General features: G+C 47.8%; 16 protein-coding genes. 1 reads left to right on the forward strand and 15 read right to left on the reverse strand.

The window, feature by feature from the left end:
- Nucleotides 1-108: 108 nt before the first annotated feature.
- The 13 genes from fliJ to BM099_RS04000 all read right to left on the reverse strand — a co-directional run bounded on the left by fliJ (nt 109) and on the right by BM099_RS04000 (nt 15,752).
- Nucleotides 109-558: a flagellar export protein FliJ gene (fliJ, locus tag BM099_RS03940; RefSeq protein WP_090724726.1), complete on the reverse strand. Its 450-nt coding sequence runs from the start codon at nt 556-558 to the stop codon at nt 109-111.
- Nucleotides 555-1,862, reverse strand: a complete 1,308-nt coding sequence (fliI, locus tag BM099_RS03945; protein WP_232348893.1) for a flagellar protein export ATPase FliI — start codon at nt 1,860-1,862, stop codon at nt 555-557. The genes fliJ and fliI overlap by 4 nt, the downstream gene beginning before the upstream one ends.
- A 25-nt stretch (nt 1,863-1,887) precedes the next feature.
- Nucleotides 1,888-2,700, reverse strand: a complete 813-nt coding sequence (locus BM099_RS03950) for a FliH/SctL family protein (protein ID WP_090724732.1) — start codon at nt 2,698-2,700, stop codon at nt 1,888-1,890.
- A 9-nt stretch (nt 2,701-2,709) separates the two neighbouring features.
- The gene (fliG, locus tag BM099_RS03955) at nt 2,710-3,714 is read right to left on the reverse strand and encodes a flagellar motor switch protein FliG (RefSeq protein ID WP_090724735.1); all 1,005 of its coding nucleotides are present in this window, start codon (nt 3,712-3,714) and stop codon (nt 2,710-2,712) included.
- The gene (gene fliF, locus BM099_RS03960; RefSeq protein WP_090724738.1) at nt 3,704-5,386 is read right to left on the reverse strand and encodes a flagellar basal-body MS-ring/collar protein FliF; all 1,683 of its coding nucleotides are present in this window, start codon (nt 5,384-5,386) and stop codon (nt 3,704-3,706) included. Before fliF ends, fliG begins: the two co-directional genes overlap by 11 nt.
- A 30-nt stretch (nt 5,387-5,416) precedes the next feature.
- Nucleotides 5,417-5,770, reverse strand: a complete 354-nt coding sequence (fliE, locus tag BM099_RS03965; protein WP_090724742.1) for a flagellar hook-basal body complex protein FliE — start codon at nt 5,768-5,770, stop codon at nt 5,417-5,419.
- Nucleotides 5,771-6,063: 293 nt separating this feature from the next.
- Nucleotides 6,064-8,310 (reverse strand): 3'-5' exonuclease, encoded by a 2,247-nt coding sequence (locus BM099_RS03970; RefSeq protein ID WP_090724745.1) that lies wholly within the window; start codon nt 8,308-8,310, stop codon nt 6,064-6,066.
- The gene (locus BM099_RS03975) at nt 8,307-8,681 is read right to left on the reverse strand and encodes a response regulator transcription factor (RefSeq protein WP_090724748.1); all 375 of its coding nucleotides are present in this window, start codon (nt 8,679-8,681) and stop codon (nt 8,307-8,309) included. Before BM099_RS03975 ends, BM099_RS03970 begins: the two co-directional genes overlap by 4 nt.
- Nucleotides 8,682-8,689: 8 nt before the next feature.
- The gene (locus BM099_RS03980) at nt 8,690-11,434 is read right to left on the reverse strand and encodes a sensor histidine kinase (protein WP_090724751.1); all 2,745 of its coding nucleotides are present in this window, start codon (nt 11,432-11,434) and stop codon (nt 8,690-8,692) included.
- A 7-nt stretch (nt 11,435-11,441) separates the two neighbouring features.
- Nucleotides 11,442-11,639 (reverse strand): hypothetical protein, encoded by a 198-nt coding sequence (locus tag BM099_RS03985; protein ID WP_090724753.1) that lies wholly within the window; start codon nt 11,637-11,639, stop codon nt 11,442-11,444.
- A gap of 98 nt (nt 11,640-11,737) precedes the next feature.
- Nucleotides 11,738-13,567 carry a DUF294 nucleotidyltransferase-like domain-containing protein gene (locus BM099_RS03990; RefSeq protein WP_090724756.1) on the reverse strand — a complete coding sequence of 610 codons (1,830 nt, stop codon included), beginning with the start codon at nt 13,565-13,567 and terminating at the stop codon, nt 11,738-11,740.
- A gap of 84 nt (nt 13,568-13,651) precedes the next feature.
- A complete protein-coding gene (locus tag BM099_RS03995) occupies nt 13,652-15,463 on the reverse strand; it encodes a sodium:solute symporter family protein (protein WP_090724758.1) in 1,812 nt (603 codons plus the stop codon).
- A 28-nt stretch (nt 15,464-15,491) separates the two neighbouring features.
- Nucleotides 15,492-15,752 (reverse strand): DUF4212 domain-containing protein, encoded by a 261-nt coding sequence (locus BM099_RS04000; RefSeq protein WP_090724760.1) that lies wholly within the window; start codon nt 15,750-15,752, stop codon nt 15,492-15,494.
- Nucleotides 15,753-16,032: 280 nt separating this feature from the next.
- Between BM099_RS04000 and BM099_RS04005 the strand changes: the two genes are divergently transcribed.
- Nucleotides 16,033-19,968, forward strand: coding sequence for a hybrid sensor histidine kinase/response regulator (locus BM099_RS04005; RefSeq protein ID WP_090724763.1), 3,936 nt, complete (start codon nt 16,033-16,035; stop codon nt 19,966-19,968).
- A gap of 75 nt (nt 19,969-20,043) precedes the next feature.
- Here the strand turns inward: BM099_RS04005 and BM099_RS04010 are convergent, their stop codons facing one another.
- Nucleotides 20,044-20,712, reverse strand: coding sequence for a response regulator (locus BM099_RS04010; protein WP_090724765.1), 669 nt, complete (start codon nt 20,710-20,712; stop codon nt 20,044-20,046).
- Nucleotides 20,713-20,850: 138 nt separating this feature from the next.
- The gene (gene acs, locus BM099_RS04015; protein ID WP_415860139.1) at nt 20,851-22,809 is read right to left on the reverse strand and encodes an acetate--CoA ligase; all 1,959 of its coding nucleotides are present in this window, start codon (nt 22,807-22,809) and stop codon (nt 20,851-20,853) included.
- Nucleotides 22,810-22,897 lie beyond the last annotated feature (88 nt).

The raw sequence follows: 22,897 nt of genomic DNA on the forward strand, positions 1-22,897 counted from the left end.
ATACAACTACAGCAAGATCAAGGCCAACTAAACAGGAGCCGATAAAACAACAATGAATTTATAATGCGAACGAGGCACTTAGATATATAGAAGCCTAGCTATAGAAGCCTAGATATAGTTAATCTTATTTAGCTGCGAACGCTCATCTAACTGTTTCTGTAACGCCTTGTCGACCACTTTAGCCTCAGCATCGAGCGCCTTAACGATCAGAGAGTCTATCGCTTTATATTTACCATGCATTTGCGCCCAATGTTGTTTCACAAGCGCTAACTGCTTCTGATTCATTAACATTGATTTTTTATGTTGCTCAATGGCAACCGATATTTTATTCATAAATGCTTGGTAGTTAAGTAATTTATCAACAGACAGGCCCTGCGCACTCGCCTGTCGATAGGACTGCTGATACTCTGACAAATATTGCTCTAGCTGTAGTAACTGCTGCTTATCCGACTCAATTCTCTGAATATGCTCGGCAAGAAAACGCTCGGCGTCTTTTTTACGCTTCTCGGCCAGATCCAACACAACCTTTAAACGGCTTGATCGTTTCTTCTGGCTCATCTGGGCGGCTCGCTGGGTTGTAGTGCCATTGTCAGCATTTTAAGACTCTCATCAACAGCAAAAGCATCCGTCAAACCCTGTTGCAGAAATTGATTCATCGTTGGCATTCTCTCAATCGCAAAATCAGTTCCCGGATCACTCCCTCTGACGTAAGCACCGACAGAGATCAGATCCGCATTTTGCTGATATTTAGAGTATAACTGCTTAAAACGCATCGCGGTGGCCAAATGATTCTGATCAACAATTTGCGGCATTGCCCTGCTGATAGACGCTTCAACATCAATCGCAGGGTAGTGCCCCTGCTCTGCCAGTTGCCGTGACAATACAATATGCCCATCCAGTATTGCTCTGGCAGCATCAGCGATAGGATCCTGCTGATCATCACCTTCGGTTAATACCGTATAAAATGCGGTAATAGAGCCCTTGCCTGTCGCATCATTTCCGGCACGCTCCACCAGCTTGGGTAGCTTAGCAAATACCGATGGCGGATACCCTTTTGTCGCGGGCGGCTCACCTATCGCCAACGCTATCTCCCTTTGTGCTTGCGCATAGCGTGTCAGCGAGTCCATCAGCAGCAGAACACTTTTACCCTGCGCCCGAAAATATTCGGCAATACGGGTTGTCAGCTGCGAAGCTCGTAAACGCATCAATGGAGAATCATCAGCCGGCGAGGCTACAACAACGGAACGGGCTAAACCTTCAGCCCCCAGATTGTGATCTATAAACTCTTTTACTTCCCGGCCACGCTCACCAATTAAACCTACAATAGTGATATCAGCCTCAGTCGCTCGTGTCATCATACCCAGCAGCACAGACTTACCGACACCACTACCGGCAAATAAACCTAACCGCTGCCCCTTACCGACCGTTAGAAGCGCGTTGATCGACTTAATACCCACGTCGAGTGTATCAACGATAGGAAAGCGAGCAAGAGGGTTAATGATCTCACCGGCCAGTGTGGCCGTCTGCTGGCAGTTTAGCGGACCCTTTCCATCAAGCGGCTCGCCTACACCATTCAACACCCGCCCCAGCAAGCCGAAACCGACAGGCACGCCTCTTCCCGCCCCCATAGGAACAACCTTTGCGCCTGCAGAAAGCCCTTCCACCGCATGCAAAGGCATCAGATAGATTCTATCGCCGGAAAAGCCAACAACCTCAGCTTCAATTTCATGCGAGGAGGACAATATGATTAAGCAATTATCGCCAACCGCCACCTGCAAACCAACCGCTTCAATTGTCAAACCAATTAAACGGGTAATTCGACCTTCGATTCGCGGTCCCGGCGCAGACAATGCCGGACTCATCAGCCCCCGAATAGTCTGCGACAAATCAAACTGACTCATCACCCTTCTCACTATCCAAAAGCTCATCAGCAGCAGACGAAGCATCTTCAGCATTTAATCCATGCGGTACGGCCAGTCTGTTTTTCAATTGTGTTATAACATCACTAAAACGGGACTCCATGCAGTAATCAACCACACTCGTATCGGTAGATACCCGACAACCTCCCGGTGATAACTCCGCATCCTCAAGCAACCGCCATCGGTCTTGGTGCTTCTCTGCCAGCGAGGCTAATGCACTCATATCCTGCGGATTAACAGTAACGAGCAACTCACCCGATTGCTTGGGCAGCTGCGCGATAGCTTCAGTTACTGAGGTCTGAATGATGCTTTTATAGTCGCACGCCTGCTGTTTCGTCACTACTTCAGCAATGTGGGTAGATAACTCCACCACCAACGCAGCGATCTGATCATGCTGCTCGTGCAACGGCTGATCCAGTGCCTGCAGCAGGCCTTCAAGCTTCACCAGCTGCTGATCAATTTCCACCCTACCTCGCTCAAGACCCTCAGCATAACCACGCTGATCACCCGCTAGCTGCCCCGCTTCATTACCTGCGACCTCTCCCGCTTTAAAACCTTCCTCGTAAGCACGCTCACGAATCTCCTCAAGCTCGGACAATGTCACTTTTTCAGCAAAAATCTCTTCATCGACAACGGTAATTTCGGCCGCTTTGGGTTTAGCCTTTTTAGTATGAAAACCAACGGTATGCAGCCCATTAACTTCGGGAAGCAACCAGCTTCCCAGAGGCTTTTGCAGCTCTGCAGAATCAAAACGAAAGGGTAAATTATCTGATGACTTCATAAGAACGACCTAGAGCATCTCCTCGCCACCACCACCGAGCATGATCTCACCTTCATCAGCCAGTCGTCGCGCAACCGTGAGTATCTCTTTTTGTGCTTCCTCAACTTCACTCACACGAACCGGACCTTTAGCCTCAAGGTCATCACGGAGCAACTCGGCAGCACGCTTAGACATATTTTTGAAAACTTTTTCCTGCAAGGCTGTTTCAGCGCCCTTCAAGGCGATGATCAATACATCAGTGGACACTTCACGCAGAATAACCTGAATACCTCTATCATCAACATCAATTAAATTATCGAAGACAAACATCAGGTCCTGAATCTGAGTCGCCAAGCCATCATCAACCTCGCGAATACCCTCCATCAACTCAGCTTCTATTGCGCTATCAATGAAATTCATAATTTCAGAGGCTTGCTTCACACCGCCGAGCGTTCTCGACTGACCAGAACGCGCCGTACTGAACTGCCCTTCCAGCATATCATTAAGCTCCTGAAGCGCCTGGGGCTGAATACGATCCAATGCCGCCACACGCATCACGATATCTAAACGCACCTTATCATCAAAAAATCCCAGCACGGTAGCCGCCTGGTCCGGATCAAGATAAGAAGCAATCACCGCCTGAATTTGAGGATGCTCAAAGCGGATCGTTTCTGCAATCTGCCTTGGCTCCATCCAGCGCATGGTATCAAGTCCGGATGTATTAGTACTCATGAGTATTCGGTCAAGCAGGGTTTTTGCTTTTTCTTCACCTAATGCCTGATTAAGCATAGCCCGAATATACCGGTCGTTATTGATGCCGATTCCGGTCTGGTCACTGACCAGATGCATAAAATCAGAAACAACACCTTCCACCCGCGATTGAGGAACATTATCAAGCTGCGACATTGCCTCACCGATCAGCTGCACCTGCTTAGGACCCAGATGCTTCAGCACTTCTGCCGCATCCTCCTCACCCAGACTAATCAGCAAGATGGCAGCTTTTTCAATTTCCGTTAACTCTGTATCAGCGCTCATCTTTACCAAGCCACTGTTTTATCGCCTGAGCAACACGCGCAGGATCTTCAGCAATCATGCTTCTCACCGCATTAAGTTGATATTCAAAGCTTTCATTGGGGGTTGGCAGCAAACTATCCCCACGCTCACCGAAAGTCACTTTATCATCGGCGACCACACCACCATCCAACCCTTCCAGCTCAGCAGCAACATCTCCGACATCCTCATCCTTAGCTCCGGCAACCGTTTTACCTGTAGAGGTCAAACTTTTTAAGATAGGGCGAAGAATGCCAAACACCATCAATAAAACAAACAGAATAGCGCCAACCTGTTTTGCCACATCCCACACCCACGGTTGCATCCAGATCGGGATTTCTTCCTGCACAAAGGGTTGTTCAACCACAAAGGGAGAGTTAATAACATTGACACTATCTCCCCTGACAGCAGCATAACCCACGGCATCCTGAACCAGTATTCTCAGCCTTTGCAGCTCATTCTCTGCCCAGGGAGTTCTGGTCGACTCGCCTGTTTCGCTATTGATCGCAACCAAATCATCAACCACTACTGCGACTGACAATCGCCCAACACGTCCGCTCTGATGCTTTGTATAGGAAATGGAGCGATCCAGTTCGAAATTACGTGTCGCCTGTTTACGATTACTTCCAGGTACTACTGAACTTCCGCCATTACCCACTCCACCCCCGGCCACTTCGGGCACAGCACTCGGCCCTGGCGGCTGATTAGACAAAGCACCGGGAACACCTTCAGATGAGGCAACTCCGACTTTATTCTCATCAACCGTTTGCTCACTTCTCAGCGCAGGCAAATCCGGATTAAACAACTCATCCGTCTGCTCTACTGACGTAAAATCAATCTCAGCAGATACTTCTGCCCGAAACCGCCCTTGTCCGACAACAGGCAGCAATATGCTATTGACGCGATTGAGCAAGGTTTCTTCGACTTTACGCGAGTACTCAAACTGCTTCGCCGCCAGAACCACATCGCCATCTTCATCCCGGGAATTAAGCAGCTGCCCGCGCTGATCTACCACCGTCACATCTTTCACATCAAGCATGGGAATGGAAGACGCCACCAAATTAGCAATCGCGGCAACCTGGCCACGATCAAGCTTACGCCCGGCAAACAATTCTAAAAATACAGACGCACTGGTTTTTCGCTGATCTCTGACAAAAACCGTATCTTTGGGGATAGCCAGATGGATGCGCGCATTCCTGACAGCAATCATACTGGTGATCGTTCGCGCCAGTTCGCCCTCCAGGCCGCGCCGATAACGGGCATTCTCCATAAACTGACTGGCACCCAGCCCCTGGTCCTGGTCCATCAACTCAAAGCCAACCGTTTTATCAACAGTAAAACCTTCCGAGGCAAGCTTCAGTCTTGCCTGATGCACATACTCTTCTGGCACCAGCACTGCACGCCCATCACCCTCGAACTTATAAGGAATGTTGTACAACCTCAACTGCTCTATTACCTGGTTAGCATCTACAAACTCCAGATTAGAGAACAGCACGCGATAGTCGGGAGCTTTTGACCATAAAACAACAGAAAAACCAATAGCAATACTGGCTGCCAAGCCGATCATCAGGCCAAACTGGCGCACGATTGTCAGCTTATTAAAGCCAGACATCATCCCACCGCCTGTTGTTTGCAACGTCATAGTATTGTTATCCATAAAACAGCTCAGCCAAATCTTTTATCATTATTAAATTGGCATCTTCATCACATCTTCATAAGCGGCAACCAATTTATTACGCACCTGAGTCATCGCCTGAAAAGAAACGCTGGCCTTCTGCAACTGAATCATAACCTGAGTCAGCTCGACCCGAGGATCTCCTTGTTCAAAAGCGGTTGCCATACGGCTCGCTTCCATCTGTGTATCATTAACCTTATCAATGGCGTTTTTAAGGAGATCTCCAAAACCTTCATTCTCAACCGGGCGTACTGAATCCAATGTCAAAGATGACGGTTTTCCGACATGGCCAATACCCTGCTGGGCGTCTGCTTTCAACGCTCTCATCTGCATAAGCACACTATTTATGTCAGTTCGCTCAATCATCTTACGCCCCAATATGGCAATTTATTGACATTATATAAAACAAAAAAGGTTAAACAACTGCATCAGACAAATATAACGTCATTATTATGACACTTATTCTTTATCGCACCTTAATATACTTATAGAATGCAAAAAACGAGCCAAAGGCTCGTTTTTTTGTCTGAGTTATCCCATTTCAGGTGGATTCCCATACTTTAAACGTACATGCATTAAAGCCACTGTCATGGCATCTCCCGAGGACGAATAATAAACACCTGCGAAACGGCGGCGATGCTTTACATTCAAACAGGCATTTAATACTTCAGGCGCGCATAATAAGTCTTTTGTGCGGCTTCCCGTGCCTGTCCCACCGTTAATATCCCCTGCTCCGCCAGTAAAGGCAGCAACTGCAAAAATACTTCAGCCGTCACCAGCGCATCTCCCAGCGCCGTATGCCTGCCTATCACATTAACATTGAAACGCTCTGCAATCGCCTCCAACCCGTGGGATTCTTGCTGCGGGTGTACCACGGCTGACAGTAATAAGGTGTCCATGACGGGTTGATCAAATACGACACCCGTTGCTTCCTCTTTAACCTGTAAACAGCGCATATCAAACGCGGCATTATGCGCCACCAGCACGGTGTCTTGCGCAAAAGCATGCAGGGCAGGTAATACCTGGGTTATATCTGGCTGACCTTTTACCATGTCCGGCGTGATACCGTGAATCGGAATGGTGATAGCCGGGATATGACGTTTCGGATCAACCAGTTGCTCGAAGGTTTCTTGACGTAGCAGTTTGCCATTCACAATCCGTACCGCCCCCACCTGAATAATTTCATCGCCACCTGCCGGATTTAAGCCGGTGGTTTCAGTATCAAACACGGTATAGGCCAGCTCACTGAGCAAACAATCCTCGAAAGCACTGCCTTGTGCAGAGGTTTTAAACAGATCAAAATCATAATATTCGGGTCGACTGCCACTGTGCAGAAATGTCTCGGCGGCCAGGGCTTCCTGCGGATTAGCCATCGGTAGCAGGAAGCGGAAAAACATTCGCGATTCTTGCGCTTCACGCTCAAACCAGAATGCACCATCATGACGACTCACCACATCATGAACAGTCAGTGACAGAGTTTCATCTCCAACGCGGATCTGTTCCTGATCCCAGTTCAGCAAGTCCTGAGTATCCATAGTTGGTGCAGACCACACCAGATCCAGCGTGGCACGTGCATCCACCGTCCCCAGTCGTAAACACATTTTGCCAACGCCGCATTCCTCATGAATACGCCCGGCTAAATGCACCAGCGCCTGTAGTAATGAAAAACTCTCTACCTTCAGCCAAAGCGCAGCATCCATTTCAGTCGATGCTATTTTCACGGGTAAAGACGCCTCAATCCGACGTGACGCTGCCTCGACTAAATCACTACCCAGCATATCTTCTAAAGGCCAGCGTGAGCGTAGGTTATGCGTTGAAGATGCCTGTAACTCATCAATCCGTTTACTTAGGCCTTGTATTTCCTCACGAATAACGCCCAGCAAACGCTCGCGCATATCGGCTTCCAAATCGGGATATTCCAACACTTCAACGGCTGCCTGCGCATTCGCCAGCCCGGCGCGACTGCCTTCTGTAAGGCTAAATAACACCCGGTCCTTTTCTGAGTCTGCTTCAAAATCATGAGTAATATTTTCCAGCAATAAGACAAAGCCTGTCAGCTCTGATTGTGCCTGAGCATCGCCAGGCTGCACTTCACTTTCAGGCACTGATTCAGCTTCAGTTATAGATTCAGGTATAGACGGCTCGATACTATTCTCAGAAACGGCCCGCACCGGTGTCATTTGCACTCGCAGTAATTGGCCACTCTGTGTCGTGGTGACAAACTGCGCCGAAGGATGCGACGCACCGCCTTCTAAACGATGCTGAATATTTTCCAGCGCATGTGTTACCAGCTTCCGGTCGAGCACACTGTAAATGGAACGACCTAAGCCTATTAGCTCCAAGCCACCCGCTACCGTTGGGGATTTCGATAAGGCGCGAAATTGTGAACGTGCCCGGTGGTTATATAACAGGATGCGCCCATCGAGATTACACACCACCACGCTTTTGGTCAGTTCCGACATCAGGGCGGCCAAACGACTTTTTTCCAGTTCGGTATTGCGACTGGCCTCCTTTACCCGCTCTGTCATCTCAGTACGCAGTTGTTCACGCTGGCCGACCAGTTGATTAATCACTTCTGTTAGACGCTGGTTTTCAGCACTGCCTTTAGGTTTTAACTGACGTTTCACATCCGTACCTAACAACACCTGCGCTTCTTCTGCCAGTCGTGCCGGCGCGGTCATAAAGTACGCAATAAGGCGTTGTAACACTACCGCGACCACGATCAGAGATACGGCCCACATCATAATCAGTAATAGCGCCCGCGGCCCCACTGCTGTCACTACTGCCGCCCGTTCAGTTTCCTCCAGCGCCGCCCAAATCAGCCCACCGGTTAGCAATAACCAGAGCAGACAAAGTACACCAATAACACCAACGCCGACCGCAATCCGCCAATCAAATTTTCTCATGCGCCCATTCCCAGCATATCTTTTACTTTTTGCGCCAGCTCTTTAGTGGAAAACGGTTTGATCATATAATCATTGGCCCCCATCGCCATCCCTTTGGCGACATCAGTATCATGTCCTTTTGCCGTCAGCATCAGAATAATCATCTCGCTAAACTCAGGGATAGCCCGCAGCGCATGGCATACTTCCAGTCCGGTCTTTTTTGGCATCATCACATCCAGTAAGACCAACCGGGGCTTTTCGACGATAATCATATCCAACGCCTCTTGGCCATCATGCGCCACCAACACCTCATAACCTTCACGCTTCATCAGGTATTCCAGAGAAATCAGAATGTTAGGCTCATCATCTGCGATCAGTATTTTGATACTCATGACGGGTATTACTCCTTAGATTTATTATCTGTCACTCTGGGTATATAGAAACTAAAGCAAGCACCTTCCCCTGCTGCCGACTCCAGCCACAAGCGACCACCAAAATGCTCAATAATCTGCTTGCTAATCGGCAAGCCCAGACCTGTCCCCTGTGGGTGATTATCCATATCCCCGACCTGACGGAATTTATCAAACACTTGTGATTGTTGTTCCGGCACAATACCGGGGCCATTATCCTGTACCGCAACCGTGATACCCTCTGGCGTATCGCTAATGGTCACCTCAACCCGGCCGTTATCCTGAGGGACAAACTTGACGGCATTGGACAACAAATTCAGCATCACCTGCATTAACCGATCTGAATCAGCCCGCACCGTTTGTACCTGCGAATCTCCCTGTACCGTCAACACGGCACCGCGCTCACGATAGCTTTCTGAGATACTGCCGACCGCTTGCTGAACCAATTGAACCATATCCACTGCGCTTTCACGCCACTCTGCGTGTCCGGCTTCAATTTTTGCCATATCCAGCACCTGATTCACCAGACGACTCAGGCGCTCGGTTTCTGCCACCACGATGCCTAAGAATTGCTGACGCTGCTCGAGTAACATCTCATCATCATCCAGCATAATTTCGGACAGGGCGCGAATCGATGTCAGCGGCGTACGCAACTCATGGGTGACCGATGACATGAAATCATCTTTAAGGCTGTCCAGACTTTTCAATTTCTCGTTAGCTGCACGCAACTCGTCCGTGGCTTTCTCCAGTGATCGTGACTTTTCTTCCAGCGCCTGGGAATACGCCCGCAACTGGGAAGTTTCCTCTAAAATACGCAGGACATCATCCATGTCCAATTGCTCCTCCTCGACCACCGACGCGACTAACACTCGTGCCGAAGAGGTACCGACTGCGCCGGTCAGTTGTGTTTCAACAAACTGCACCAACCTAGCATCAGCAGGAATCGCGGCAATCGAGTCCGCCCCCACCTGTTGCGCATAATCGTTAAATAACTGCTCTGTCCGCTCAACGCCCAAAAAGCGCCCGGTCAAACGCTGTAAATCCGGCACTTTCGCGCTACCCTGCCAAAATACCGGATGCGTGGCACTAGTGCGTTCAAATACGTCTACAAATAATAACGCCTGGCTAATCTCCCGCGCATCCGGACGACTCCAGACGGACACCAGCAGATAGGCCATGACATTGACGAACAAACTCCAGAATAGGGAATGTGTCAGATTATCCAGTCCGCTCAAGCCGAGAAACTGTTCCGGCTTTAACCAAACGATTCCCCAGGGGCCGTCTGTCAGAAAACCCGTATCCAGCCAACCTGATTTGGCCAATGAAGGCAGCATCAGCGTATACGCCCAAAATCCAAATCCCAGCAACAAACCCCATAAAGCCCCCTGTCGGGTAGCACCTTTCCAGTACATACCACCCAACATGGACGGTGCAAACTGAGCAATGGCAGCAAAACTAATCAAACCGATACTGACCAGCGCGTATGCATCGCCTGCGATATGAAAATACAAATACCCCAGCAGGAGAATGCCGAGTATCGCCACCCGGCGTATCCCTAGCAATAAGCCGGTCAAATCACCTCCGGAGCGACCGCTAAAGCGTCGCATCTGCAACAACAGCGGCATCACCAGATCATTAGACACCATGGTGGACACCGCAATCGCTTCAACGATGACCATGCCCGTAGCAGCCGACAAACCACCGACAAACGCCAGAAGTGCCAGCGCATGTTGCCCTTCTGCTAATGGCAGGGATATCACAAATAACTCAGGATCAACCGGTGTGTCACCAAAATAGAGCAGCCCACCGAGCGCGATGGGGAGTACAAACAGGTTGATCAATAATAAGTACAGCGGAAATACCCAGGCTGCCCGCCGCAAATGCTGCTCGTCAACATTCTCCACCACCATCACCTGAAACTGGCGTGGCAGAAAAATCACCGAAATCATCGCCAGTAAGATCAGCGCAAACCAGCGTGGGTAGGCAAAGCCCCCTCCTTGATCAAATTGCAGCAAGACTTTTAAATCAGCATTCGCCAGTGCCTGTGCAAAAATATCCCCGACCCCTGAATACAGGCCATAAGTCACAAACAGGCCAATCGCCAAAAACGCCAGCAGCTTGATGACCGCCTCAAACGCAATTGCCGCCACCATGCCTTCATGGCGCTCAGAGTTATCCAAATGACGTGTGCCGAAAACAATCGTGAAACCGGCCAGTATCAGTGCAATATACAGTGTACTGTCCTGCCACCAGAGGTTGTAGCTAGTGTCTACGACCGTTGAACCAACCGGTGCGGTCAGCACCTCGTAACCACTGGCGATGGCTTTTAATTGCAGGGCGATATACGGCACGATGCCAATCACAGTGATCAGCGTGACCAGGCTGGCCAGCAGGCGGCTCTTGCCGTAGCGGCTGGCAATAAAATCAGCAATAGAAGTAATACGATAGGTTTTGGCAATGCGGATCATCTTACGCACCACCAGCCACGCCAGAATCATCGCCAGCATTGGCCCCAGATAAATCGGCAGGAACCAAACCCCTGAATTAGCGGCGCGTCCAACGCTGCCAAAGTAAGTCCATGCAGTACAATAAACGGCCATCGACAGTGCATATACCCAAGGGCTGGCGATGATTGAACGCCCCGCAGCCGCCCGCTTATCGCCCAGCCAAGCCACTGCAAATAATAACAGCAGATAAGCAAACGACGCGGTGATGACTAACCAACCTGATATCATGCTGACCTCATTGTCCGTTGCTTTCCAGCATCCAGGCCAGGGCTATAATCAACCCTCCCCAGATCAGGAACAGACCGGCAGCAAACAAAGGCACACCAAACACTGTCGCTTCATGATCCCACAGCAGCAACAGTGGGAAGTTCAACAATGCCCAGCCAAGCATGAATAATACGATCATTCGCTCAGATGTTCTGGCCTTTAGCATGAATAAACCTCCTCTTGTTTCCTTACACAAAAAAATGAAGGACTAAGCAGCATGACAATTATTTTCAACCGATAAAGTCAGCGACAGAAAAGCAAAAGTTAACGGCTCCCTAAGTGATAATGCAGCTCCAGATGCTTCTTAAATCCTTTAACAATATGAAAAGCATCACGCAATAAATCTCTTTCCATTTTATTCATAGTCTGCAAATCCAGGGTATTAGGCGTTAGATCTACACCCAGTTCCTGCTCTTCTGCACGCTTGATTTGCTGTCGCAGCCTCAGCTGAATAAACAACCCAAGCGCTTCTGATAGATCTTTAGCGTGCTTGTCCTGCATAGCCCCCGCTTCAACCAGCGCTTCTATCCGCTTAAATGTATTCGTCACTACAATTTTGTGCTCAAGCGCCATAGTTCGCACTCCATGAACAATCGGAAAAATCCCTCCTTTTTTTACATCCAACTGACCACGCTCCTTTAAATTCCCAAAGAAGGTCAGCGGCGTATTAAACTCCAGCGCAACTTTTGCAAAGTTTGAATAGAACATATCATTATTTTTAAGCGATTTAAAAAACCAGTTTCTTGCCGCTTTAAACAACGCCGGGTTACCCGCAACGGGCTTGGCATCAACAGCAATAGCCAAATTCATCTGCTCCTGCTCAGTCCAGCTAGAGGACCAAAGTGCCATTTTCTGCGTCCAACTGCTTAAAGAGTTAACCCACTCAGGATTAGACACCATAATATTTCCCGGACAAGGAGGGTAACCAAAGCCCATCAACTCCTCAGAGAAACGATTCATAACTTCTTGCATCTCAGCCCATACAAGTCCGTCACGATAAATAATAGCGTTATCCTGATCGGTCTTCATTATCTGCTCGCCACGTCCTTCCGATCCCATCACGATCAAACAAACATGTGGCTGCATATCATCAGGCACCATAATATCGAATAGCTTTTCCATAATACGGCTATTCATTGCCGACACGAGATCCATAGCGAATCTTGCTTTTACGCCTTGCGAGACAAGCGATTTAATCAGATCATTAAGCCCCTGAGCCGCCGTATGCAAATCTTCCAGCGTTCTCGCCCTCTCGATACGCAAACCGATAACATGAGAATGACTCGAAAAGAAACTCAACACATCGGTCAGATCTACGATACCCACTAACTCATTTTCACGCATCACCACAACGCGCTCAATTTGTTGCTGCGTCATAATAATCAATGCATTAAAAAGATAATCATCCGGATGAACACTAATCAAACGATAGGAAGCTATCTCTGTCACCGGGGTATGTATTGAAATTTCATCCATAACGACCGCATTCAACATGTCGGTACCGGTAACCATTCCGTAACGATTACCTTTTTTAACTAATACACTATCAACCTTACCTTCACGCATCTTGACCGTTGCTTCTTTTATGCTGGTTGACTCCTCAACAATCAAAGGGGCGCTCATCACGCCTTCGCCAACTTGCGCCAGCATAAACTCAGCCATATCCTGAGTTGGCCCGTGCTGCTCTACAATCTCAGTCTTAGCGGCAAGATTTTGCCGGAAATAATCTCCAAACTGAGAGTTACCATCCACTAGTTCCAGCACCACTTTAGTCGGAATAATATTACAAACGGTTTCTTCATCGGCGATAAAATTATGTATTGCTTTACCCTTCAGCGCTGACCAGCCACCAAAATAATCTTCATTTGCATAGTGAACAAAAACATGCTTTTGACGACTTTCATCATCATGCTCTTCGCTTTCTGAAACCTTCCCCTCTAAAACTACATAAACACCCTCAGGTACTGAGCCGGCCTGCATAATCACTTCATCTTTCTGGTAATGCCTTATGGCCAGGGATTGACGCAACAAAGCCTGCTCTTTTTCATTCAGCAAACCAAAAGGCAAGTTATTCATATTAAAAGATGAAGGCATATCTATTCTCCCTTACGCAACAAAAAAGGGCGCATCAACCTTCGCTGATACGCCCTACAGAACATTAAGGTTTAACTCAATATTTTAGTGATCGTGAGCTGCACCAGCACCACGTGGAATACGTAGATCTTCAACAATTCTCTGCATCTCTTCAGATGGAGGAGGAGTCATAGAACAAACCACGAAAGCAACAATAAAGTGAAGTACCATGCCGATTGCACCGAATCCACCTGGGCTAACACCCATGAAGTAATCAGCACTATCACCGCCACCAAATACGAAGTACCACATGTATCCGACGGTAGAAATCAGACCAGCTAACATACCAGCGATTGCACCCTGAGTGTTCATACGCTTGTAGAAGATACCCAGCATCAGTGTTGGGAATACCGAAGCACTCGCAATACCAAATGCCAACGCCACTACCTGCGCCACAAATCCAGGAGGATTAATACCGAAGTAACCAGCAATACATATAGCGACTATTGCAGCTATACGAGCGTACATCAATTCCTGTTTATCAGTGATATTCGGATTGATAACTGTTTTCATCAAGTCATGCGCAATCGCAGTCGAGATTACCAACAACAGACCGGCTGCTGTAGATAACGCTGCTGCTACCGCACCGGCTGCCACCAAAGCGATTACCCAAGCAGGAAGCTGAGCGATCTCCGGGTTGGCTAATACCATGATGTCACGGTCGACATAGACTTCGTTAGCAAACGGCTGTTTAGCGGCATCAAACTCCGCACCTACCATAGCATTGGTAGCCAGACGCTGACCATGCTCGCCACGGTTATCGTTTGCATCGTATGCAGGATTACCTTTACCTTCGTAAGCCTTACCAGCCGCATACTGAATTTTGCCGTCACCGTTACGGTCATTCCAACCGATCAGACCAGCATTTTCCCAGTTTGCAAACCAAGCAGGCATTGCAGCATATTCCACACCAGCATTATCCGGACCATTCAATGTCTGGATCAGATTTACACGACCAAAACCAGCAACACCTGGAATAGCAGTATAAAGCAGAGCGATGAAGATCAGCGCGTAACCCGCAGAAGTACGTGCATCCTTAACACGAGGAACCGTAAAGAAACGTACGATTACGTGTGGAAGACCCGCAGTACCACACATCAGAGCCACTGTCAGGCAGAAGATATCAAAGGTGGATTTTGTGCCCGCCGTATACTGAGCAAAACCAAGATCCAAAGACAACTGATCCAGTGTAGCCAGAACTGACATACCTGTGTCCAGAGTCGCACCCAAACCGATCTGAGGAAGGATATGACCTGTTACCTGAGCCGACAGGAAGAACGAAGGAACAGTAAAGGCAAGAATCAATACACAGTATTGAGCTACCTGAGTGTAAGTAATCCCTTTCATACCCCCCAGTACAGCGTAGAAGAATACGATCGCCATACCCAGAATAACACCGGTATTAATATCTACATGCAGGTAACGAGAGAACACGATACCTACACCACGCATCTGACCTGCCACATACGTGAAGGAGATTATGATAGTACAAGCAACCCCAATCACACGAGCGGTGTCTGACTCATAACGGTCACCTACAAAGTCTGGCACAGTAAATTTACCAAACTTACGCAGATAGGGTGCCAGCAACATTGCCAACAACACATAACCACCGGTCCAACCCATCAAGTAGGCAGAACCATCACGACCAATAAACGAGATCAGACCTGCAAGGGAGATAAAGGAAGCCGCAGACATCCAATCGGCGGCTGTTGCCATACCGTTTGCAATCGGATGAACACCACCACCTGCTACGTAAAACTCTTTTGTTGAACCCGCTCGAGCCCAAACAGCAATACCCATATAAAGGAGGAATGATCCACCAATAAACAGGTACGATAACATATCAACACTCATATAAACGCCGCCCTAAGTTAAGTTATTATTATTCGTGAACGTCATGTTTTTGATCGAGCTTGTTCATGCTGTAAACATATGCCCAAATCAAGACGACAAAGACGAAGATTGAACCCTGCTGACCAAACCAGAATCCTAATGGAAATCCAAAGAATTGAATTGCATCCAGTTGATCAACGAACAGAATGCCAGCGCCGTAGGAAACTACGAACCAGATGGCAAGGTAAAACATTATTATGCGCAAATTTTCGGCCCAATAGGCTTTTGCACTCTCACTGACGGTTGACATGGCACTATCCTTAATTTTTTTTTATCGGAATAAGTGAAAGAAGTAGACTTAACAAATTTATCAGAGTGTCACCGCAAACAAATCCCCGACTTTAGTCGGCTAACATTGTTGACACTAAGCACTAACAACGCTGCAGCCTGTATAATTAGCCGGCTGCAGAGCAAACAAGAAAACCCCTTAACATACAACAGGCTATACAAAGGTATAAGCCATGTATTAGGATCTGAGCAGGATTAGGTTACACTTACGTTTAAACATTTAAAGCCAAAGGTATGTCGACATGCTGTCAGGTTGGTCCATAATTCTCATTTCACTCCTGTACCTCGGCCTGCTCTTTAGTATTGCCTACTATGGAGACAAAACTAACAACGGCAAATCTTATGTTAACAATCCCATTATTTATTCGTTATCTTTGGCTGTTTATTGCTCATCATGGACCTTTTATGGCTCGGTCGGCCGTGCAGCCAGCTCTGGCTGGGAATTTCTGGCGACCTACCTGGGACCTATTATAGTTTTTACTCTTGCCTGGCGGGTCATTGAAAAAATGATGCTCATCAGCAAACAACAAAATATCACCACCATTTCAGATTTCATCTCTTCCCGTTACGGAAAAAGCCAGGCACTCGCCGTTTTAGTCACCATCATCGCTGTTCTGGGCACCATTCCGTATATTGCACTACAGCTAAAAGCAGTCGCTATTAGTTATAATGCGCTATCGCCAGGGGCTATAGGGGAGCTGAGTAAGGGAAGCGATACTGCTTTATTCGTTGCCATTCTAATGGCTATTTTCACTATTCTTTTTGGCACACGCCACATTGATGTCACAGAACACCATGAGGGCATAGTGCTGGCTGTCGCTTTTGAGTCCATTATTAAATTGACGGCTTTTATTGCGGTTGGCATCTATATTTCAATGCATGTTTTTGATGGTGCATTCGATACAATTTATAACATCAGCCAGACGATTCAATCCGATTATAAATATCAGGAATATCTGAGTGGCAGTTTTTTGACGGAAATAATTCTGGCCTGCTGCGCTGTTCTTTGCCTACCCCGACAATTCCATGTAACCATTGTTGAAAGCACCAATATTAAAAACTTGCGTACCGCACGCTGGCTGTTTCCCTTATACATGCTTTTACTCAGCGTATTTGTTTTGCCTATCGCGACTGCCGGCAATATATTTTTCCAGGGAGAAAACATTGATGCCGACACCTTTGTACTGATGCTACCACTGGAACTGGGCAATAAGGAACTCGCTACTTTTGCATTTATCGGAGGATTATCAGCGGCGACCAGCATGGTTATTGTTGCCAGCATCACACTATCAACGATGGTATGCAACGACATCATCATGCCGCTACTCTTCAGAATCCCGAGCCTCAGGCTATCTCACAGCAATGATCTTGGAGCGCTGTTTTTGAAAGTTCGGCGACTGACCATCATTGCCTTGCTTATCTCTGCTTATTTTTACTATCGTATTTTAGGTAACCAAGGTCCGCTATCGTCATTCGGCTTATTAGCCTTTGTCGCCGTATCTCAGTTTATGCCGGCCATTATGGGTGGCATTTTCTGGAAAAAAGGCTCTCGCCAGGGAGCGCTAACCGGCATGACTGCAGGTCTGTTACTATGGATCTACACGCTGGTTATCCCGACGATGATTAACGCTAATATCATCCCCTCTGCATTTCTTCAGAATGGCTTATTTGACTACCATATGCTGACGCCTACCGCGCTCTTTGGCATCAACAATCTTGACCCACTGACTCACGGGGTTTTATGGAGCTTACTAACCAATACCACGCTTTACATTCTGGTCTCCATTTACACCTCTCAGAGACTGACTGACCGCATTCAAGCCAGCGCTTTTGTTGATGTATATAACAAGGACCTGACCATACCCTCACGTCAGCATAGCAGCGTGACTGTAGGCGACCTGCAGATGCTAACCGAACGCTTCCTCGGACTAAGCCGCACCCAGCACGCGTTTACCGGCTACGCACTGCAACGCAACGAAGAGCCTCTTCCTGCAGGAGAAAAATCCACTCCCGAACTCAACAACTTTACGGAACGACTTCTGGCCAGGGTTATTGGCGCCTCTTCCGCCAGAATTGTGCTCGCCTCTACTCTTCGCGGACAAGACATGCACATTGGCGATGTCGTCTCTATCGTAGACGAAGCATCACAATCACTGCGTTTTAATCGCTCATTACTCCAGTCAACCATTGAAAACATCGGCCTTGGCATCAGCGTTATAGACCAACAACTTCGACTCGTCGCCTGGAACCGCCCTTATTTAAAGATGTTTAACTATCCAGAGGGGTTAATCTGCGTCGGCCGTTCCATTGAAGAAATTTTTCGCTACAACGCTCTTAAAGGTGAATATGGCCCCGGCAACATTGAAGAACAGGTCAGCAGGCGACTGGAAAGCATCAAATCAGGCCGGCCACACCGGTATGAACGCTATCGCCCTGACGGAACCGTACTGGAAGTAAGAGACAACCCAACACCTAATGGTGGCTACGTTAACACCTACATGGATATTACCCAGCACAAGCGGGTTGAAGAAGCATTACGCGAAAGTGAACACAACATCAGAATCTACACTGATAATGTGCCGGTACTGATTGCCTATCTGGATACAGAACGCCGCTACCTCTTCGTCAACAAAGCCTATGCAGAAGCATTTGGCATGCAACGAGATATGATAATCGGCATGCCTGCTCATAAGGTTTTGCCTGCTGATGAATACACCAAGCGAAAAGATTTCATTCAGGAAGCACTCAATGGTAAACGACAAAAATTTGAAACCTACCTACCCTCTCAAAGTGACGCCAAACGCTTTGCTGAAGTCACCTATATTCCGCATATTGGCGAATATGGCGATATACTGGGGTACTTCACCCTTTACCAGGATATTACCGAACGTCGTCAAGCCGAGATTGCACTTCAAATAACCAACGAAACGCTTGAGCAACGCGTCAAAGAACGCACCCACGCCCTTTCCGTGGTTAACAAAGAGCTTCGCAAAGAAAACACGATACGCGCCCTCATGGAGGACGAACTACGTCAGGCGAAGAGCGATGCAGAAGCGGCTAACCTCGGCAAAACCCGCTTTTTAGCGGCAGCCAGCCATGATTTACTCCAGCCACTGAATGCCGCACGCCTATTTACATCCGCGCTGGCCCAGCAAAGCCATTACACACCCAGCACCACTCAACTGGTAGATAATTTAGACGGCTCCCTCAAGGCCGCAGAAGAATTGATAACTACCCTGCTGGACATCTCCAAACTGGACGCCGGTGCACTGCAACCAGCCATCACACACTTCTCGCTAAACTCGCTTTTCAGCAACCTCAGTGCCGAATTTACCGCACTGACGCAAGAAAAATCACTGTCCTTCCATTACGTTCATTGCCACCAGGTTATTGTGTCTGACCAGAAACTACTGAGACGAATTCTACAGAACTTCCTTTCAAATGCCGTTCGCTATACACAAAATGGCAAGATACTACTGGGATGTCGACGCGATAATCAAAAATTACGTATCGAAGTATGGGATACCGGAGTGGGCATACCACAAGAGAAGCTTCGGGAAGTCTTTGAAGAGTTCAAGCGAATCAACAACCCTAAACACTCCAAAGTTCAGGGTCTGGGCTTAGGGCTAGCCATCACTGACCGCATTGCTAAAATGCTCAAACATAAAATCAATGTTCGCTCATGGCCAGGGCGTGGAACAGTATTCAGCATTACCGTACCTCTGGGAGATCCGGAAAAAGAGGTACAATCAAAACCCGAGCAACGTGGCTGGATCAGAAGCAAATCATTAAATGGAACAACAGCGCTGATCGTAGACAATGAACCAAAAATTCTTGAAGGCATGTCAGCGCTATTACAAGGATGGGGCTGCCAGACCTGCACAGCCGTTTCCATTGAGACAGCTACCGCTCTGTATCTGAATGAAGATTCACCACCGCCGGATATCGTATTAGTGGATTACCATCTTAATGAATCAGATACCGGCATCATGGCCCTGGCTGCACTTTATGAAACCTGGAATACCAAGGTGCCCGCTCTGGTTATCACCGCGGATAGAACCGATGAAGTAAAAAAAGAAATAGACGATTTTGGTGCTCAATTACTCACCAAACCAATAAAACCGGCAGCACTGCGCGCCATGATTAACAAATTAACGTCAGCCAACCGAGTTACATAAATAACGCTCATAAAAAAGCACCCGCAGAGGGTGCTATTAATCTGGTCTATTTCAACAAGCTTAATTAAAAAAGGCTTATGCCATATCTGTACGCGGCGGATCTACACTCAGTCGTTGTGCTGCAATAACCGCCTGAGTCCGACTATGGACGCGCAACTTGCGCAGAATAGCGGTTACATGCGCTTTAATGGTGGCTTCTGAAACATTCAACTCGTAAGCAATCTGCTTATTCAGCAAACCCTCGGTAAGCATAGTCAGCACTCTGAATTGCTGCGGCGTTAACGAAACCAATGCTGCTGCAAACTTACGCTCTTCTTCACTGACATCAACCGTTCCGTTCTCGGTAATATCGCGCGGCAACCATTCCTCACCTTTTAAAACAGCAACAATAGCTTCAGAAATAGTTTCAAGCGGAGCAGATTTAGGAATAAAACCTGAGGCGCCATAATCCATCGCGCGCCTTAAAACACTCACCTCTTCACTACCTGAAACCACCACCACGGGCATGCCCGGGTTTTGTCCACGTAAAAATACCAATCCAGTAAAGCCATGCGTTCCGGGCATATGCAGATCCAGCAACACCAAATCGGCATCGCTATGCTGAACAACAGCTTCCTGCACGGCAGCCAACGAATCGGCCTCTACAATTTCAACACCCTCGATCGCCTGCGTAACCGCTTGGCGTAATGCTGCACGAAATAATGGATGATCGTCTGCAATAATGATTTTACTGGCTAGCTGCATGCTTTATCCCCCGGACGCTGTGACGCCCTACTACATTATTTATTCTTCGATACTTACTGATATTACCACCTATAAATGCAAAACTCCCCCTCCAGATCAACTGGAGAGGGAGTTTTCTTACATTAAGCGTAATTCAAACTACTTTTTACGGTTCATGCGGTGTTCGATCAGGTCATCAACAACACTAGGGTCTGATAACGTAGACGTGTCACCCAAAGCATCAAAATCATCTTCTGCAATTTTACGCAAAATACGACGCATGATTTTGCCTGAACGAGTTTTCGGCATACCAGGCGAGAACTGAATCAAATCCGGAGAAGCAATCGGACCGATCTCTTTACGAACATGCAGTCGCAGCTCTTTCATCAACTCGTCTGATTGTTCAAAGCCTGACTGAAGCGTCACGTACACATAGATACCCTGACCTTTCAGTTCATGCGGATAACCAACAACCGCCGCCTCTGCAACAGCAGGGTGAGCTACCAACGCGGACTCAACCTCGGCAGTACCCATACGGTGACCAGATACGTTGATAACGTCATCGACACGACCAGTGATCCAATAGTAACCATCCTCGTCACGACGCGCGCCATCACCTGTAGTGTAATAACCTTTGTAGGTTGTGAAGTAGGTCTGAGTAAAGCGTTCATGATCACCCCAGATAGAGCGACTCTGACCAGGCCATGAATCTTTAATAACCAGATTTCCTTCAACCGCGCCTTCGAGCTCATTACCATCTGCATCCAGCAGTGCAGGCTGCACACCAAAGAATGGACGAGAAGCAGAGCCTGGCTTAAGTGCTGTAGCACCCGGCAGAGGCAGAATCATCATGCCGCCCGTTTCAGTCTGCCACCAGGTATCAACGATTGGGCAACGACCCTGACCCACAATACGGTGGTACCAGTTCCATGCTTCCGGGTTAATTGGCTCACCAACCGACCCCAGGATACGCAGGCTCGACAGATCAGAATCACCCAACACATCTTCACCCTGCTGCATCAAAGAGCGGATAGCCGTTGGCGCTGTGTATAACTGATTAACTTTGTGTTTTTCAATAACGCGACCAAAACGGCTGTTATCAGGGTAATTAGGCACACCTTCAAACATCACTGAGGTACCACCGTTTGCTAACGGCCCGTAAACAATGTAGCTGTGACCTGTTACCCAGCCAACATCGGCTGTACACCAGTAGATATCACCGTCTTTGTAGTCAAAGGCAAGTTGGTGCGTCATGGCTGCATATACCATGTAACCACCGGTCGTATGCTCCAGACCTTTAGGCGCGCCGGTAGAACCTGATGTATAAAGAATAAACATCGGTGCTTCAGCTTCCATCTCTTCCGGGGCACATTCTGTAGACGCTGCAGCAACTAAACCTTCATACCAAACGTCAACTTTTTCGTTCCAGGCAACATCCTGATCAACACGTTTAACAACAATGACACTTTCAACGAGTGCCGCTGCTGCAGGATGCGTTAATGCTTTATCAACATTTGCTTTTAGCGGAACAACCTTACCACCACGCAAAGAGTAGTTAGATGTAACAACCACTTTCGATTGAGAACCTTCAATACGTGCCGCCAGCGCTTCTGGAGAGAAACCACCAAAAACGATAGAGTGAACAGCACCAATTCGCGTACAAGCCAGCATAGCGACTGCCGCTTCAGAAATCATCGGCAAATATAAGGTAACTACATCGCCTTTTTTAACACCCTGTCCTTTCAGGACATTGGCAAAACGGCAAACCCGCTCGTGCAATTGACGATAAGTAATACTTTCAGATTCGCTAGGATCGTCGCCTTCCCAGATAATGGCGACTTGATCACCGCGAGTCTCCAGATGACGATCTAAACAGTTATATGATGCATTCAGGGTGCCATCTTCAAACCAGCGGATAGAAACATTATGCGGATCAAAAGTGGTGTTCTTTACTTTAGTGTACGGCTTGAACCAATCAAGACGCTTCCCTTCTTCGCCCCAGAATGTATCAGGATCATTGATAGACTGCTCATACATTGCTTCATATTTTGCATTATCAATATGTGCCTGCGCCGCCACTTCTGGACTGACTGGATATACCTTTTCGCTCATGCTGATGCCCTTAGCTTGCTTGTTTTAATTATATATCCGACTACTTACCCATTTATTATAATCTTCTAAGGGATCGACATACGGATTTAGAGTC

Origin of the sequence: Neptunomonas qingdaonensis (assembly GCF_900113275.1) — a bacterium.
GTDB lineage: Bacteria > Pseudomonadota > Gammaproteobacteria > Pseudomonadales > Balneatricaceae > Neptunomonas > Neptunomonas qingdaonensis.